A 16,043-nucleotide genomic window follows, 5' to 3' on the forward strand; every position below is an offset into this window, starting at 1 on the left:
TGATTGACTCAAAGCCCCCAGTATTGGGGGTTTGGGGGCCAGACAATTTTACAAATGGTTTCCGATTGATATAGCAGCCATGACGCTTAGGACTGTTCTGCCAATTTAAACCCGCCTTGAAATGAATTTCAAGGCTAATAGCAAAAGTCCACTCAAGTGGACTGGGTTAGAGCATAACTGTCCCAATCGCTTTGGCCGTTGCTATATTATAGTGCGATCGCTCCCTCGAATTTGCGGTTGTCAATGGGAGAGTCGCCGAGGTCAGCAAATCATGACGCGGCGGGCGATCGCTCCCCCTCAATCCCCCTTGAAAAGGGGGGACTTTGACTTCTCAACTGTATCTCAAAATTGTCCCCTATTCCATCAGCCCTTTAACTATGCAATTGAACTTCCCGGCATACTTTGGTATTAAAGCATCCAATCCGATTCTGAAAATAGCACATCATTGTTTCGCCATTGATGGCTATAACGTGATATCTACGAACCCGATTCGGGTTCTTGCGGCTGTTTTTTCTGCGGATTCAGGGTATTGACAATACTTTCGGCGATATAGCTGGACAGCAGGCGTTCTCCCGCCGGAGTGTAGTGGCAACAATCATCGATATACATGATTTCCGGCGATCGATCGAGGGCTTTTACCCCATTAAAAACCGTCACGCCGGCGGCTTGCAACTCCGGAATGCGATTCAATAAGATCGGATAGCCGACTTCGATCGCATCGCCGTAGGGACTATCATCGCTGAAGGCAACTTCGCGTTCTTCTTCGCTGTAGACGCGATCGGTGGGATAATATTGGTTGGGTTGGATGACGTGAAAATAGGGGATATTTTGGGCGGACAAGATTTGACTCATCAGCGTCGATGTTTTGACCCAATTATTGATAATTTTTTGTAATGCTTCCGGTTCGGGCAAGGGGGATTCTTGCTGATAAAATAAAAAGACGCTGCCTTCCCCTTCTTCGTCGGGGTTTTGTTGATATCTTTGAAATCGTTTCACGTCCCGGCGGTAATCTTGAATGAGTCGCCGGACGTGGAGGGAGTTGAGGGTGTGGCAGGATGCCAGGTTGCAATCTTTTAAAGTGGCGATCGCGTCATTAATTCTCGGCTTCGTTTCTTTAATTTTTAACAACGTTTCCAGTGCTTTTGTGGATAAATTGTTATTCGCCAGACTCGTCAGCGGTTCGATGTGGGCCGCACTCGGCATCATCAAGTCCAATTGGCGATCGTTGTTGACGTTGGACAGGGCAATTTCGTTGAAGCCGTCGATGTTAATTACCATGTCGAAGACTTGACCGACCGACAGCATATAATTTAAAATCAGAAGTTGCTGGGGTTGTTTGTATCCCCCCGTCGCGAAGGACAGAATGATAATTTCTTTATCTTTTAATTCCGGGATCTGCTTCAGTTTGGTTTCTAAAATTTTATTCTGAATTTCAAAAATAGAATAGTTGGAGGCGACAGAACCGCCAAAAACTCCGACAATATATTGATTCTCGTTGGTTTTTACGAACGGATAATCGTAGGGCGAAATAAATCCATAATTGTTGTACATGAATCCCGGACGAAAATCCGGCCCCGGCTTTTGAACGTAGCCGAAAAAGGGATGCAGTCGTTCCACGACCGACAGTTCCATTCTCATCCCTTCCAAATTTAATCCCAAATCTTGGCTGGTTTGGGGCCGTTCCCGCGTGTAGAAAAACTGATTGTTGCGGATAAAATAAAACGCCAACGAACCGAGTTCGAGAAATACCGCCAACATCACCAGGTTGACGAGGGCGATTTTGACCCATTCTTTAATGTGCTTGATGTCAATTTTATTCATGATTGAAATCAAAAAAAATTATTGACTTTACTTCAGTTTTTCGCCCACAGATTGTCCAATATATTCTGTAAATATCTCTTGTCCTTTGGGGTTATAATGACAGCAGTTATCCCGATAAACACTTTCTTTTTCTTCATCGAAAACGGTGACAGCATTGATGACATTAATGCCGGAATTTTGCAAGGTTTCTACTCGCTCTAATAGGCGAGGATAGCCTTGTTGAACACCTTCGAGGTAGGGTGTATTGACAAACAGGTTTTTTTCTTCTGCGGTAAAGGTTCGTCCGGTGGGGTGGTATTGATTGGGTTGGATAACTTGGAAGTAAGGAATATTTCGAGCCGACAAAACTTGATGAATCATTTGGGAAGAAGTTGCCCATAAGTCAACCATTTGATCGAAAGCGATCGCCTCTCCCAAAACCTGTTTATTTTTCGGCATAGAAATCAGGCTATTTTCTAAGCTACTCTCATTTTTTTTCAATTCGAGTTGCAATTCTTCCAACTCGGATACCCCATCTTGGTATTGTTTGAGTAAGGTGTCAACTTGATAGGATGTCAGGGCGTAACAGGAGGCTAAATTGCAGTTTTCCAACTGTTCGACTTTTTCTTGCAGTTTCTCTTTGGTTTTCGTGACATCGGCGATCGCCATAATAACGGGAAGGCTCGTATTTGCCAAGGATGTCAGCGGTTGAATGTGCTGGAAACTCGGCATGGAAATGGGGACGGAGGCTTCGTTATTTAATGGGGGAAGGGCAACTTCATTGAAACCGTCAATATTGATAATCAGGTCGAATTCCTGCCCGATGGAGAGGAAATAATTGAGAATCAATAACTGTTGGGGCTGTTTGTAACCCCCGTGGGCAAAGTTTAAAATAATCAACTCTTTATTTGCCAGTGCGGGAACGGATTTGAGTTGTTGAATTAATGTGGTCGTTGCCCCCTTGTTGACGACTTCATTGTTGGCGAAATCCACCGCCACCGAGCCGCCGAAAATACCGATAATAAACTGATTGTCATTTGCCTTCTGAAACGGATAGTCGTAGAGGGTGAAGAAACCGTAATTGTTGACTTTCAAACCAAACTGGTTTTCGCCAAAAATTCCCGGTTTCAAGACATATCCGAAATAGGGCTGGAACCGCTCGACGATCGCCTCCCGTTCCTGATCATCCTCCGGCATCCGAACGCCAGTTTGCTGCAACGCCTCTCTAGCTTCATTTTGGGTGCGATCGCGGCTATAAATCAACCGCCCTTCCGTTATCAAATAAAACAGCAGCGGCACCCCCTCCAACACCAGCAGGATGAGGGCGAAATTGATCGCGAAAACCTTGAGAATTTGCCGACTATTTTTCAGGTTTTTCATGGAAAATAAATTCAAACCCGGACTTTCGACGATAAGCCATAAAAACGAGGGGAGAGGCGACCTTTCCCCCATTTTGACAACCCTATTTTACCCCCCGCACGGCATCAAAACAGCGTGTAAATAAACGGTGCGATCGCGGAACCCTGACTCAGAACGATCAACGCCCCCAACAACACCAGGGTAATGATTAGGGGGAGCAGCCAATATTTTTTTCGCTCCCTCAAAAATCCCCACAAATCTTTGAGAAAATCTACTGTCGCTTCAAACACTAATACGGACGCTCCATACTCATTTTATTTCTGGGTTTGCTGGGAACCCGATAGGTCGGCAAGTCGGGATCGAGATCCCGCCGCATGGCATCGGAACCAAACAGACGCTTGATCGCCCCCATCGGTGCGATCATAGCGTAAAACACGACCCCCAGAATAATTCGGGTGTTGATCCAGTTGAGCAGTAACCCGAACCGCATCCAGACGTGATACACCGGGTTGAGGGTGGAGGGGGACACTAAGGCCCAGGCGCCGAGCACCGCCCCGATGACCCAGGGCCACGCCGGGGGGGGCCAGTGGCGGAACAGGAGCGGCAGCAGGAAGCCGAATAATACCGCAAAAATTGCACCCGTTGTCAGTCCGAATTTTCGCAGTCCTCGGCGATCGAGTTTGGGGATATCGTGAACGGCCATAGTGATTTTTTAAAGTGAAAGTGAACGATCCGCAGATTTCGCAGATTGACGCAGATTGGGGTCGGGTTTGAGCGATGATTGGCGGGGATTGGGGGATTAATCGAGCTCGAATTCTTGTTTCCAAGATTCGTCTTTTTCCCAGGGGGTCTGTTCAGTTTTGGCGAGGAGGTAATTTTCCAACACCAGATAATCCATCTCCGTCCGCATGAAGCAGCGGTAGGCGTCTTCGGGGGTGCAGACGATGGGTTCGCCCCGGACGTTGAAGGAGGTGTTGACGATCGCCCCGCACCCCGTCCGTTTATCGAAATGGCTGATTAAACTGTGGTAGCGGGGGTTAGTTTCTTTGTGGACGGTTTGAATGCGGGCGGAATAATCGACGTGGGTGATGGCGGGAATTTCCGATCGCGGAATGTTCAGTTTTTCGATGCCAAATAACTGCTGCTGTTCGGCCGTCATCGGAATCCGGCGGGACTCCTTCACCGGCGCCACCATCAGCATATAGGGACTGGGGCGATCGTGTTCAAAATAGTCCGAAACCCGCTCCGCCAACACCGACGGGGCAAACGGCCGGAACGACTCCCGATATTTGATTTTCAGGTTCATCACCGACTGCATTTTGGTGTTGCGGGGGTCGCCGATAATCGATCGCCCCCCCAACGCCCGCGGCCCAAACTCCATCCGGCCCTGGAACCAGCCCACCACATTGCCCTCGGCGAGGATATCCGCCAACCGGGGCATCAGTTCGACATCTTCTAAATAGATATACCGGGCATCAATGCAGTCGAGATAATCGCGAATTTCGGCATTGCTGAAATTCGGGCCCAGATAGGCACCCTTCATCATATCGGCAGGCGCCGCCGTCGGCCTCACCCGGGGCGTGAGGGTTGCCACCGCCGTTTCCGCACCCACCGCGGCTTCGAGTTCCGTTTCCGCCGCCTTGACAATTTCCCGTTTTACCGTCCGGGGCTGTTCGCAATACTGATACCAAACCGCCAAAGCCGCCCCCAAGGCACCTCCGGCATCTCCTGCCGCCGGTTGCACCCAAATGTCCTTGAAAGGTCCTTCCCGCAGCAGGCGCCCGTTGGCGACGCAGTTGAGGGCGACACCGCCGGCCAGACACAGGTAATCGACGCCGAGCTCTTTTTGAACCGTGCGGGCCAACCGCAGCACCACTTCCTCCGTCACCACCTGGATGGAGGCGGCGATGTCCATTTCCCGCTGGCTAATTTGGGTTTCTGGCTTCCGGGGCGGGCCGTCGAACAGGCGATCGAACTTTTTATTCGTCATCGTCAACCCGGTGGCGTAGTTGAAATACTCCATATTCAACCGGAACGTGCCGTCGTCCTTGAGGTCGATTAAATGGGTCAAAATGCGATCGACGTAGCGGGGTTCCCCGTAGGGCGCCAACCCCATCAATTTGTATTCCCCCGAGTTGACTTTGAATCCCGTGTAGTAGGTGAAGGCGGAATACAGCAAACCGAGGGAGTGGGGAAAGTCGATTTCCCACAGGGGGGTGAGGCTGTTGCCCTCTCCCGACCAGACGGAGGTGGTGGCCCACTCGCCCACCCCGTCGAGGCACATCACGGCGGCTTTTTCAAAGGGACTCGGGAAGAAGGCGGAGGCGGCGTGGGACTGGTGGTGTTCGGTGAACATCAGGGGGGGCAGGACGGCTTTTTTTACCCCCAGGAGGGCGGCGAGTTCTCGTTTTAATAGGGTTTTGAGATATAACTTTTCTTTGAGCCAAATCGGCATGGCCGCGATGAAGGAGCGAAACCCGCGCGGGGCGTAGCTGATATAGGTTTCGAGGAGGCGTTCAAATTTGATGAGGGGTTTGTCGTAGAAGACGATGCGATCGATATCCTGGAGGGTGATGCCAGCCTCTTTCAGGCAGTAGCGGACGGCCTGTTCCGGAAATCGGGCGTCGTGCTTTTTGCGGGAAAATCGCTCCTCCTGGGCGGCGGCGACGATATCCCCGTCCCGGACTAAAGCCGCGGCACTGTCGTGGTAGTAGGCTGAGATTCCAAGTATGTTCATGCACGTCTCCTCACAATATGCACTTTCCGCCCCGGGGCGAGTCCCCACGCCCTCGGTCAAAATATCCACAGATTATAGCGAATTCCTGGCCAAGCTCAACCGCCCCGGAAAAATTAATCCGCTTTGGAGTCGGTCGGAACCCGCAATCCGAAATAGGTTAACACTAATTCTGCCGATCCGGTGTTGGCAATTTCGTGCACTTCCCCCACTTCCACGGCGATGCACGCTCCCGCCCTCAGATCGTAAGTCGTGCCGTCAATTTGGATGGTTCCCGACCCCGACTCTACGAAAAAGACTTCGCACATATCCCCATGGGCGTGGGCTCGGGCAATTTGACCGGGGGCGAATCGGGCTTGGGAAAAGTTGGTCAAATTCGGCAGATCTCCGAGTTGCAGCATCACCTTTTTTTTGATGTCCGGATTGTGGGATACCGATTTTTCTGGGATCTCGTGCAAGTTAGTGATTTTCATGGAAGGGTGTAGGGTGTAGGGGCGATTCGCGAATCAATAATTGTATCAGATCCGGTTATTTACCCGCCCCCCCTCATCCCCCCCCAGCCCCCATCCCCCCCCGGCCCCCATCCCCCCCAGCCCCCCTTTGAAAGGGGGGAGAATTGGGGGGAGAATTGGGGGGAGAATTGGGGGGAGAAAGGGGGGAGAAAGGGGGGAGAATTGGGGGGAGAAAGGGGGGAGCCGGAGTTGGTTTTGATTTCTGGGTATTCAACCGGATTTGATATCAGATCCAGTTTTTAACCGTACAAACTCCCCAATCATCGACCGATGATTTGTGCTAGTAGGGGCCCCTGGCTTGCGCCCTCGGGGCCCCTGGCTTGCGCCCTCGGGGAATTGATTCCCAAGCGGTCTTGATATCCAACCCGTTTTGTTCCGAGTATTCAACCGGATTTGATATTAGTATGATCCGTGAAATCCGATTCATCCGCGTTCGGAATTTTTGAATTTTGAATTTTGAATTTTGAATTTAATTCAACCATTCCCCCCGGGCGATCGCAACCACTTTCCCCCCCACCATCACTTCAATTTTATCCCCATTTTTTTGCGCTTTTAAGAATAGCAAAGACGGGCGATCGATTTCGTAACCCTGTTCCACCTGTACCTCGACGCGATCGCTCCCAAAATAGTTGTAATGCGCCAAATACCCGGCGAAACAGCCGTTGGCGCTCCCCGTCGCCGGATCTTCCGGAATACCCAGGGCGGGGGCGAACATCCGGGCGCTGAACTGGTGTTCCGGGTCGTAGGCTTCGGGACAAAACAGGAAAATTTCTTTGGCGTTCGCGGTTTTAATGAATTGATAATAAGCGTCTAAATTGACCTTCGCCTTTCTGAGCGCGGCTTGGGTTTTGAGGGGCGTAATAATAAACGGAACCCCCGTCGAGACTTCTTGGATGGGGAAGCGATCGTCGAAATCTTCAATTTCCAAACCCAACACGGGCGCGATCGCATCCCGGTCAAAACTATGATAAAATTCGGGAGGATTTTGCCGCATCCACAGCAATTCTTCCTCGGTTTCCGTATCGCTCCACGTCACCGGAATCTGACCCACGCCCAGGTTGAGAGTGATGCGATCGACGGCTTTTTTGATGATTTCCTGTTGAATAATATAGGCGGTTCCCAAGGTTGGATGTCCGGCGAAGGGCAGTTCCTTCGAGGGGGTAAAAATTCGCACGTCGTAGCCACCATCTTCTAAATTTTCGGAGCGGATAAAGGTGGTTTCTGAATAATTAATCTCCCGGGCAATTTCTAACATTTCTTCGTCGGATAAAGAGGCTGTACCCTCACCCAAAAAAACGGCAAGTTGATTCCCGGCATATTTGGCTTCGGCAAAAACATCGACGATGTAGAAATTCATAGGAGCAACCTGGGAATTGAGTAGTATGGCGCTACGCGCTTCTTAATGGGAAATCGGGAATCGGGAATCGGAACCGGCAACCAGAGAATCGGGAATCGGAACCGGCAACCAGAGAATCGGGAATCGGAACCGGCAACCAGAGACGGTTGCCCCTACGCGCTTCTTAATGGGAAATCGGGAATCGGAACCGGCAACCGGAGAATCGGGAATCGGAACCGGCAACCGTATAAGGTTGCCCCTACACCCTACACCCTACACCCTACACCCTAAACTTTCAAACAGCGAATCGCTTCGAGTAATCCCCTCGCTTTGTTGAGGGTTTCTTCGTATTCCATTTGGGGTTGGGAGTCGGCCACCAGTCCGGCGCCGGCTTGGACCGAAACCTGCCGCGTCCCGTCTTCCCGCCGACGCACCATCATGGTGCGGATAGTGATGGCGCTGTTGAGTTGTCCTTCAAAATCATAGTAACCGTAAACTCCAGAATAGGGGCCGCGGCGGCTCGGTTCCAATTCGTGGATAATTTCCATCGCCCGAATTTTGGGGGCGCCGCTGACGGTTCCCGCCGGGAAACAGGCTTTCAGCAAGTCCCAGGCGGTTTTGTCGCCGGACAATTCCCCCACCACGTTACTGACGATGTGCATGACGTGGGAGTAGCGTTCGACGACCATCAATTCATCGACGCGCACCGTGCCGCTGTTGCAGACTCGCCCCAGGTCATTGCGTCCGAGATCGACTAACATAACGTGCTCGGCGATTTCTTTGGGATCTTGGAGCAGATCTGTTTCCAACGCCTCATCTTCTTGAGTCGTTTGGCCGCGTTTCCGGGTTCCGGCGATCGGCCGCAGGGTGGCGATGGCTTTTCCATTATCAGTTTTTTCGGCCTTCACCATCACTTCCGGACTCGACCCGATGATCTGCCAATCCCCGAAGTTAAAATAAGCCATGTAGGGGGAAGGGTTGATCAACCGCAGCGATCGATATAACGAGAAGGGATCGCCGTCGTAGTCGGCTTCCAACCGCTGGGAGATGACGACTTGGAATATATCTCCGGCGCGGATATAGTCCTTGGCTTTGTCCACCGCCGCACAGAATTGGTCGCGGGTAAAATTGCTGGTATATTGCGGGTTTTTGTCCTCAGTCCGTCCGTGGGGAGGCGTCCACTCCAACAGGGTACTCTGGCGGGACAGGGGAGATTGCAGCTTGTCCACCAGTTGGGAGACGCGATCGCAAGCCTGATGATAAGCCGTTTCCCGATCGGTTTCCCGCAAATCTGCGTAAGCGATCGCCCACACTTTCCGCTTCACCTGGTCGAAAATTAACAAACTGTCGAACTGCATCCACAACCCGTCCGGGAAGTCCCCCGCCTCGGGGGGATAGACGGGAACTCGCGGTTCGATCCAGTGGATCAATTCGTACCCCCAAAACCCGAACAATCCCCCGATTCCCGGCGGCAGTTGCGGCAAGTTCACCGGTTGATAGGGTCTGAGACAGTCGGCCAAAACCTGAAACGGATCGCCCTCGAAATCTTCTTCTTTCCCGTCCCGATACCGCTGCACGGTGCGATCGCCCCTCGCCTCCAAAATCCACAGGGGATCGCAGCCCAAAAAACTGTAGCGCCCGATCTTTTCTCCCCCCTCCACCGACTCCAGCAGGAAGTTGTAGGGCTGGCCCGCGCAGACGCGATACCAGGCCGAAACGGGCGTATCTAAGTCCGCCACCCACTCCTGATAGACGGGAATGAAGTTGCCCCGGGTCGCCAGTTGGGAGAATTCAGAGAAATCTGGAAAAATCATGGTCTTAGTGGTGGGGAACTCGTATAGAGTCAAAGCGTCCGTCCGGCTCGGCTCGTTTCGAGAAGCACTTGAATTTTGGATACAATTAGGGGTCGAGAGAGAAGTCGCCTTCTCCCCCTCCCATTCTCCAAGCGTGCATGAGACTTTCACCTCACACGGCTCCTAGTCTAACTGTTCCTTTGTCATGGATACAGCCTTCCACTCATCGAGAGCGGTTTTATTGTCGTGACAGTGGCGGTGCAACAGTTGGAGGTTTTTGTACTCATCCTTTCCGCCTTGGCTTCTAGGTTGAATGTGGTCTATCTCTGTTTGGTCGGTGCTGGTGAAGTATTGTCCGCACCAGTTGCACTTGCCTTTTTGTTTTTTGAGTAGTTTGGCTACTCGGGTCGAGGTTTCAGTTGATTTGCCTCGTCTGGTTGCCCAGTATATCCAGTTGCCATCGTATGGTGTTGCGTTGGGGCGTACTAGGGTATGGTGAACGATTTGTGTCCAGTTGTGTTTTATCAGGTGTAACCCGTCTTTTGTCTGGAAGCACGTTTCGTGTCTTTCCCGTTCGTTTTTGAGCTTGACTGTTGTATGCCGGAAATATTTGCTCAGTTTACTCGCCTTTCCGCATCTTCTTATTGCCCATGCCCTTAATTGTCGCCAAACCGTATGGTCTAACTTGTTGAAGGTCTTCGAGGAGACTACTCCTGAGTAGTAGTTGCTCCATCCTTTGATGATGGGGTTTAATCTATTAATCAGGATTGATTGGGGTGCGGTTTTATGTCTTTTTATTACACCCTTAATCGCTTCGGTGTGGGCTTTGACTGCCTCCAGGCTAGGTTTGATGTGGGTTTTATGCCCAATTAGTTGGCTGTTTGTACCTCCGGTTTTACCGGATTTGTGTTTTCCAACCGTATATTGCCTGATGTTGAATCCTAGAAAATCGAACCCTGGTTCCTGGTACTTGCCTTCATACTCAATTGGTTTGAGCGTATGACATATTCGAGTCTTTTCTGGTTTGATTTCTAGTCCGATGGGTTTTAGCCATTCGGATAGAGCAGTCTTGCATTGTTCAATGATTCTGAGGTCTTTTGAGATGACTACAAAATCATCGGCGTACCTGATGAGGTTGGCTTGTGTTGTCGTCCCCTTATTTGGAAACATTCCTTTGACTAACCGTTCCATTCCATCCAATGCGATGTTGGCTAGTAGTGGACTGATTACCCCTCCTTGTGGTGTCCCTGTCTCTGTTTCCTCAAATACGCCGTTGTCCAGCACTCCGGCTTTGAGCCATTGTTTGATGTCTCTTTTTATTCGGCTTGGACAATGAAGTTTGGACAGTAGGTGTTCATGGTTTATTCGGTCAAAGCATTTTGCTATGTCAGCATCGAGTATATAATACTCACCCCGTGTTATAGCTGTGAAAATTCGGGATATTGCGTCGTGGGTTGACCTTCCTGGTCTAAACCCATAGCTTGTTCCCTCGAATTTGGCTTCCCATTCGGGTTCCATTGCCGATTTAACCAAGGCTTGCTTGGCTCTGTCTCGAATCGTGGGGATTCCCAGAGGTCTTTTTTCTTGTCGTCCGGGTTTTGGTATCCACACTCTCCGTAACGGTTTGGCTTTGAAGTTTCCTTTGATTTCCTCAGCAAGTTCAAACCTTTGTTTTGGGGATATTGCTACCACACCGTCCACTCCGGCAGTTCTCTTGCCTTGGTTATCTTGGGTCACTCTCCTCACCGCTAAGAGCCTTGCGTAGTATGATTTCACAAATAGACGTTGCAACCTTCTGACCTTTGCATCCTGTCTCGACTTAGCTGCTTGATAGATACGTTTTTGCAACTTGAAGACTTGCCGTTGGACTTTCGCCCAGTTGACATTTCTCCAGGCATTCTTAGTGTTCGTGGGCTTTGGTTTTTCAAATCCCTTGAATTGGCTAGATTTCGCTACAGTCACTACTTATGTCCCTATCTTTACAGTTAAACCGTGACCCGTCAGCATATCCCTTCCATTACAGTTGGGCGTTGGCTTCTGGTCACATCTCGCCCCCATTCTGGCTTCCGCTTACACTTATTACTACTGAGGTATCGACCAAAATACTCAGAGCCTGGATGGGGTTACTTCGTTCCGTTTGTACGGGCGTTCCATCTTTAGATTTGTCCTTTCCACCGGGGTACTTTCAAAGGTCTGTGTAGGTGGCAATGCCAAGCTCCTACTTTTCCCCTTGTTCTTTTGAACGCAGCGTGTCAGCCTTTTCGCTACTACATTGGTTACGATGGTTCATGTCAGACATTCGGCTCATGCCTAATCTTGGATGGTTGGCAGTGGTCAGTCACCAGGGTAGGCTCCCAGTGATGCCTTCCGTTCCCCGCTTCAATCTCGGGATTGTGAGTTCCGAAACTGGGGGTGGCTATCGCCGTTACTCTTGGCTATCCGGTTCGATTATCAGTTTTCTGGTTTCCCATAATTTATCTGTATCTTTCCAGATTGCCTTGACCTTGAGTTCCCTGCCTGATTTTGTATCTTCCGGATACAAAACTTGGGACATACAAACAGTTATGGGACTGGTCAGGGGTGCGTCCCTTTTGTTCAACCAAGGGGTTGAAAGTCCCACCGAGCGGTTATTTCGGGTATTTCAACCTTATTTCATGCTCGAACGAATCGCACGACATTGAACAATTTATCACGGCCGCAGGCGCGTGTCGATCGCCCATTCCGACAAAAACCCTGAAACGCCTCGTTTCCATTCCCGACTTTCGACAGAAAATCGATCTCCGCTCGCATCCTTATCGAGATGACAAGCGGAAATCGGCTAGATGCCAGTCCGGCGGGCCCGGGTTGTTCAACCCGTCGCCCGCCGGACCGGAATTGACGTTACGGCTGTGGGACGATCTTCCCCAGTCGGGGAACCCGTCAACCCCAAATCGCAACCTAGCGAGATTTCCCAATGCGATCGCGAAGCGTTACACTTCGTAGGTCGCTTTTCCGCTAAATTTAACTTGGGCGGGGTTGGGGTTTTTGCCGATATTGCGATCGATTTTGCCGTTGAATTCGCGGCCTTCGTTGACCTTCTCGGGGAAGACGCCATCTTTGGGATGGAGATATTCCGTGTTCCCGTCGGCATAGATCCGATAGATCTTGTAATCGGTGATTTTGGGCTTGAATTTGGTTTTCAGTTGGGTTCCGAGGGCCAAGCACTGCTCTTTGCGAGCCAGATAAAGCAAGTTTTCTCCCTCGTTCATGATCGCCGCGCCGCCGGTGGGCATTTCAAAGACCTGCTCTTTGGAGCTGGTCCAAGTGATCGCGTACTTCTCCTCAACTTGGGCTTTGGTGAGAAGGCCGCCGGTGCTGCCGCCGAATTTCGGTGGATTTCCTGTCAGTTCTTCTGCCATAGAACATCATCTCAAAGGTTTTTACGGCATCCTATCACTGATGCCGGCTTCCCCTGTAGCGATCGTAAAGATCCGTTACACAGAACGTTACAGAACGCAAAGCCCTGGGGCTGCAATACCTTAGACCACCGCAGGGCGATCACCTCGGACGGACGGCAACCCGTGAAGAAACAGAATTGGACATAGAAAAGAGAATGGCTGTGGCGCGGGTCAGACTCAAACCGTTGGATGGTGCGATCGCGTTCTTCCTTGCTGAATGGGTTATCGCCTCCTTTTGCCGTTCCGTCCCCTTGATCTCAATATTGAACCGCTCGGCCCATTCCATCTCGGGACATTCCATGTCCATCGGTTCCCCGTCAATCTCCACTTTCAGGGTCATTTCGTTGAATCGGAGCCGGTTGGGGGCATCGGCGATCGCGATCTCCTCACAATGCTGCCCCAACAATCCTGGAGCGGTAACGGGATCTACTCAAACCCTACTCACCCTCTGCTCATCTACTCAAGAGGAAACGGCGACATCCCCAGGTTGACAGGGCGAGCGCCGTTTCTTGTCATGTCCATAGTTTCGGCCCGAAACCGGGTTTGTGCAAAAAAGGGTCGGGAGCGTGGTTAAATTTTCATTAGGTTTTATCCTGCAACAGACCAGCGCCTATAGGACTCGATGAAGGTTATGCGATCGCCAAAACTCATGCACCGAACGAAAATTGTCGCGACGATCGGGCCGGCGACGCAGAAACCGGACGTCCTCAGAGCCCTGATCGAGGCGGGAGCCACCACGCTCCGCCTCAACTTCTCCCACGGCACCCACGAGGATCACCAGCGCAGCATCCGCCTCATCCGCCAGGTGTCGTTTGAACTCAATCAACCCGTGGGCATCCTCCAGGACTTGCAGGGGCCGAAAATTCGCCTGGGCAAATTCGAGTCGGGCTCCATTTTCCTGAACCGGGACGACTCGTTCATCCTCACCAGCCGCCAACTTCCCGGCACCCACGAGATCTCCTCGGTGACTTACGAACCCCTGGCTGACGAAGTGCCGGATGGGGCGACGATCCTCCTCGATGACGGCAAAGTGGAGATGCGGGTGGAAAAGGTGAACCGCGAGAAGGGGGACCTGCACTGTCGGGTGGTGGTGGGGGGTTTGCTCTCCAACAGCAAGGGCGTCAATTTTCCGGGGGTGTACCTGTCGGTCAAGGCCCTGACGGACAAGGACCGGCGGGATCTGATGTTCGGCTTGGATCAGGGGGTGGATTGGATCGCCCTCAGTTTCGTGCGGAACCCCCAGGATGTTTTGGAAATTAAGGAACTGATCGCCGGGGCGGGGAAGGAAGTCCCCGTGATCGCCAAAATTGAGAAGCACGAGGCGATCGAGCAAATGGAGGAGATTTTGGCCCTCTGCAACGGGGTGATGGTGGCCCGGGGGGATCTGGGGGTGGAACTGCCCGCCGAGGACGTGCCGATTTTGCAGAAACGGTTGATCGCGACGGCGAACCGGATGGGAATTCCGGTGATCACGGCGACTCAGATGCTTGACAGCATGGTGAACAACCCCCGGCCCACCCGGGCGGAGATTTCCGACGTGGCCAACGCGATTTTGGACGGCACGGATGCCGTGATGCTGTCCAACGAGACGGCGGTGGGCAAGTTTCCGGTGGAGGCGGTGGCGACGATGGCCCGCATCGCGATGCGGATCGAGCGGGACGGGATCGCCCGGAACGTCCTCAAGGTGGAGGACACGGGGCGATCGATTCCTAACGCCATCTCCAAAGCCGTGAGTCAGATCGCGGTGCAGTTGGACGCGGCGGCGATCATGACGTTGACGAAGACGGGGGCGACGGCCCGGAACGTGTCGAAGTTTCGCCCGCAGACGCCGATTTTGGCGATCACCCCCCACGTTGAGGTGGCGCGACAGTTGAGCGTGGTTTGGGGGGTGAAGCCGCTGTTGGTGTTGGATTTGCCCTCGACGGACCAGACGTTCCAATCGGCCGTGACGGTGGCGCGAGAAAAGGGGTTGGTGTCGGACGGGGATCTGGTGGTGACCACGGCGGGGACGTTGCAGGGGGTCCCCGGATCGACGGATCTGGTGAAGGTGGAAGTGGTGACGGCGGTGCTGGGTAAGGGGACCGCCATCGGCCAGGGAACGGTGACGGGCCGGGCGCGGGTGGCGCGATCGCCCGGAATGGTGGGGGATTTCAACCCGGGCGAGATTTTGGTGACGCCGCAGACGAATGCGGAGTTCGTGGAGATAATGCGGAAGGCCGCCGGGGTGGTGACGGAGGCGGACAGCCTGACGAGTCACGCGGCGGTGATCGGCCTGCGGCTGGGGGTGCCGGTGATCGTGGGGGTGAAGAATGCCACCCAGGTGATTCGGGACGGGGTGATTTTGACCCTGGATATGCAGCGCGGCGTGGTGTATTCGGGGGCCAGCAGTTCGACTCCGGTGGATTCGGTTTGATCTGATGTCCGCCAGATTCGTTTTAATAAAAACGATTTCGATATGTGTTGCGCGATCGCGATGTCGTCTGCTATAATAGACGACTGTGCCGATGTAGCTCAGTGGTAGAGCACTCGATTCGTAATCGAGCGGTCGGGGGTTCAAATCCCCCCATCGGCTTTAATTTATCGGGCTTCTGGGGATTCACCCAACTTGTGTTGACGATCATTTGACGATAATTTGACGATAATCTCTGCGGTTATCGTCAAACCGAAACCGACCCCACCCCCCATCGGCGCGATCGCCCCCACCATCACCCCGATCGCTCCCCAGCACTTTCACGCCCCGCGACGGTCAACCACGGGCGCCAAAGATTCACCCCGCAGCGATACCCAACACCACCGATCCGCGATCGCACCCCCACCCCCACCTACTACCAGTATCAACGTACATTGATATCCGGTCGGGGTTCAGAATGATTTGACAATCCCCGCCCCGGCGCGATCGGGGTGGGGCGCGTCTCAATGTATGTCGGGTTTTGGGGGCGCGTGTCGGGTCTTGTCGGGGCGATCGCGACGGTTTGTCCCAACCAAAATATTTGCCCCCCGATCGCCTGCTGGAACTTCCCGGCAACTGTGGAGTCCCTTTTATGCCCACCCGGACATCCCCCGCCCAAATTT

Annotated in this window: 13 protein-coding genes and 1 tRNA gene; 3 read left to right on the forward strand and 11 right to left on the reverse strand. The window is 52.5% G+C overall.

From position 1 onward, the window contains the following. Positions 1 to 477: 477 nt before the first annotated feature. The 11 genes from AC0QHF_RS22175 to AC0QHF_RS22225 all read right to left on the reverse strand — a co-directional run bounded on the left by AC0QHF_RS22175 (position 478) and on the right by AC0QHF_RS22225 (position 13,374). Positions 478 to 1,821: a hypothetical protein gene (locus AC0QHF_RS22175; protein WP_324706430.1), complete on the reverse strand. Its 1,344-nt coding sequence runs from the start codon at positions 1,819 to 1,821 to the stop codon at positions 478 to 480. Positions 1,822 to 1,848: 27 nt separating this feature from the next. Beyond that, a complete protein-coding gene (locus tag AC0QHF_RS22180; protein ID WP_324706431.1) occupies positions 1,849 to 3,180 on the reverse strand; it encodes a hypothetical protein in 1,332 nt (443 codons plus the stop codon). A gap of 104 nt (positions 3,181 to 3,284) precedes the next feature. Beyond that, positions 3,285 to 3,449, reverse strand: a complete 165-nt coding sequence (locus AC0QHF_RS22185) for a DUF5989 family protein (RefSeq protein ID WP_324706432.1) — start codon at positions 3,447 to 3,449, stop codon at positions 3,285 to 3,287. Beyond that, positions 3,449 to 3,862: an SxtJ family membrane protein gene (locus AC0QHF_RS22190; RefSeq protein WP_324706433.1), complete on the reverse strand. Its 414-nt coding sequence runs from the start codon at positions 3,860 to 3,862 to the stop codon at positions 3,449 to 3,451. The genes AC0QHF_RS22185 and AC0QHF_RS22190 overlap by 1 nt, the downstream gene beginning before the upstream one ends. A 96-nt stretch (positions 3,863 to 3,958) precedes the next feature. After that, positions 3,959 to 5,896: a carbamoyltransferase family protein gene (locus AC0QHF_RS22195; RefSeq protein ID WP_324706434.1), complete on the reverse strand. Its 1,938-nt coding sequence runs from the start codon at positions 5,894 to 5,896 to the stop codon at positions 3,959 to 3,961. 113 nt (positions 5,897 to 6,009) lie between these two features. After that, a complete protein-coding gene (locus tag AC0QHF_RS22200) occupies positions 6,010 to 6,366 on the reverse strand; it encodes a cupin domain-containing protein (RefSeq protein ID WP_324706435.1) in 357 nt (118 codons plus the stop codon). Positions 6,367 to 6,874: 508 nt separating this feature from the next. Continuing rightward, complete coding sequence (locus AC0QHF_RS22205; protein ID WP_324706436.1) at positions 6,875 to 7,762, reverse strand: PhzF family phenazine biosynthesis protein; 888 nt, start codon at positions 7,760 to 7,762, stop codon at positions 6,875 to 6,877. A 266-nt stretch (positions 7,763 to 8,028) separates the two neighbouring features. After that, the gene (trpE, locus tag AC0QHF_RS22210; protein WP_324706437.1) at positions 8,029 to 9,555 is read right to left on the reverse strand and encodes an anthranilate synthase component I; all 1,527 of its coding nucleotides are present in this window, start codon (positions 9,553 to 9,555) and stop codon (positions 8,029 to 8,031) included. A 162-nt stretch (positions 9,556 to 9,717) separates the two neighbouring features. Continuing rightward, complete coding sequence (gene ltrA / locus AC0QHF_RS22215) at positions 9,718 to 11,496, reverse strand: group II intron reverse transcriptase/maturase (protein ID WP_324706438.1); 1,779 nt, start codon at positions 11,494 to 11,496, stop codon at positions 9,718 to 9,720. Positions 11,497 to 12,503: 1,007 nt separating this feature from the next. Next, positions 12,504 to 12,932, reverse strand: coding sequence for a photosystem I reaction center subunit II PsaD (gene psaD, locus AC0QHF_RS22220; protein ID WP_324706439.1), 429 nt, complete (start codon positions 12,930 to 12,932; stop codon positions 12,504 to 12,506). Positions 12,933 to 13,071: 139 nt separating this feature from the next. Further along, positions 13,072 to 13,374 carry a hypothetical protein gene (locus AC0QHF_RS22225; protein WP_324706440.1) on the reverse strand — a complete coding sequence of 101 codons (303 nt, stop codon included), beginning with the start codon at positions 13,372 to 13,374 and terminating at the stop codon, positions 13,072 to 13,074. Positions 13,375 to 13,602: 228 nt separating this feature from the next. Here AC0QHF_RS22225 and pyk point away from each other — a divergent pair, with 228 nt between their 5' ends. The 3 genes from pyk to AC0QHF_RS22240 all read left to right on the forward strand — a co-directional run bounded on the left by pyk (position 13,603) and on the right by AC0QHF_RS22240 (position 15,819). Further along, positions 13,603 to 15,384, forward strand: a complete 1,782-nt coding sequence (gene pyk, locus AC0QHF_RS22230; RefSeq protein WP_324706442.1) for a pyruvate kinase — start codon at positions 13,603 to 13,605, stop codon at positions 15,382 to 15,384. A gap of 87 nt (positions 15,385 to 15,471) precedes the next feature. Beyond that, a tRNA-Thr gene (locus AC0QHF_RS22235) sits at positions 15,472 to 15,543 on the forward strand. Between the two features lie 60 nt (positions 15,544 to 15,603). Continuing rightward, complete coding sequence (locus AC0QHF_RS22240) at positions 15,604 to 15,819, forward strand: hypothetical protein (RefSeq protein WP_324706441.1); 216 nt, start codon at positions 15,604 to 15,606, stop codon at positions 15,817 to 15,819. The last annotated feature ends 224 nt before the right edge of the window (positions 15,820 to 16,043 follow it).

This window comes from Lyngbya sp. CCY1209 (assembly GCF_055795065.1).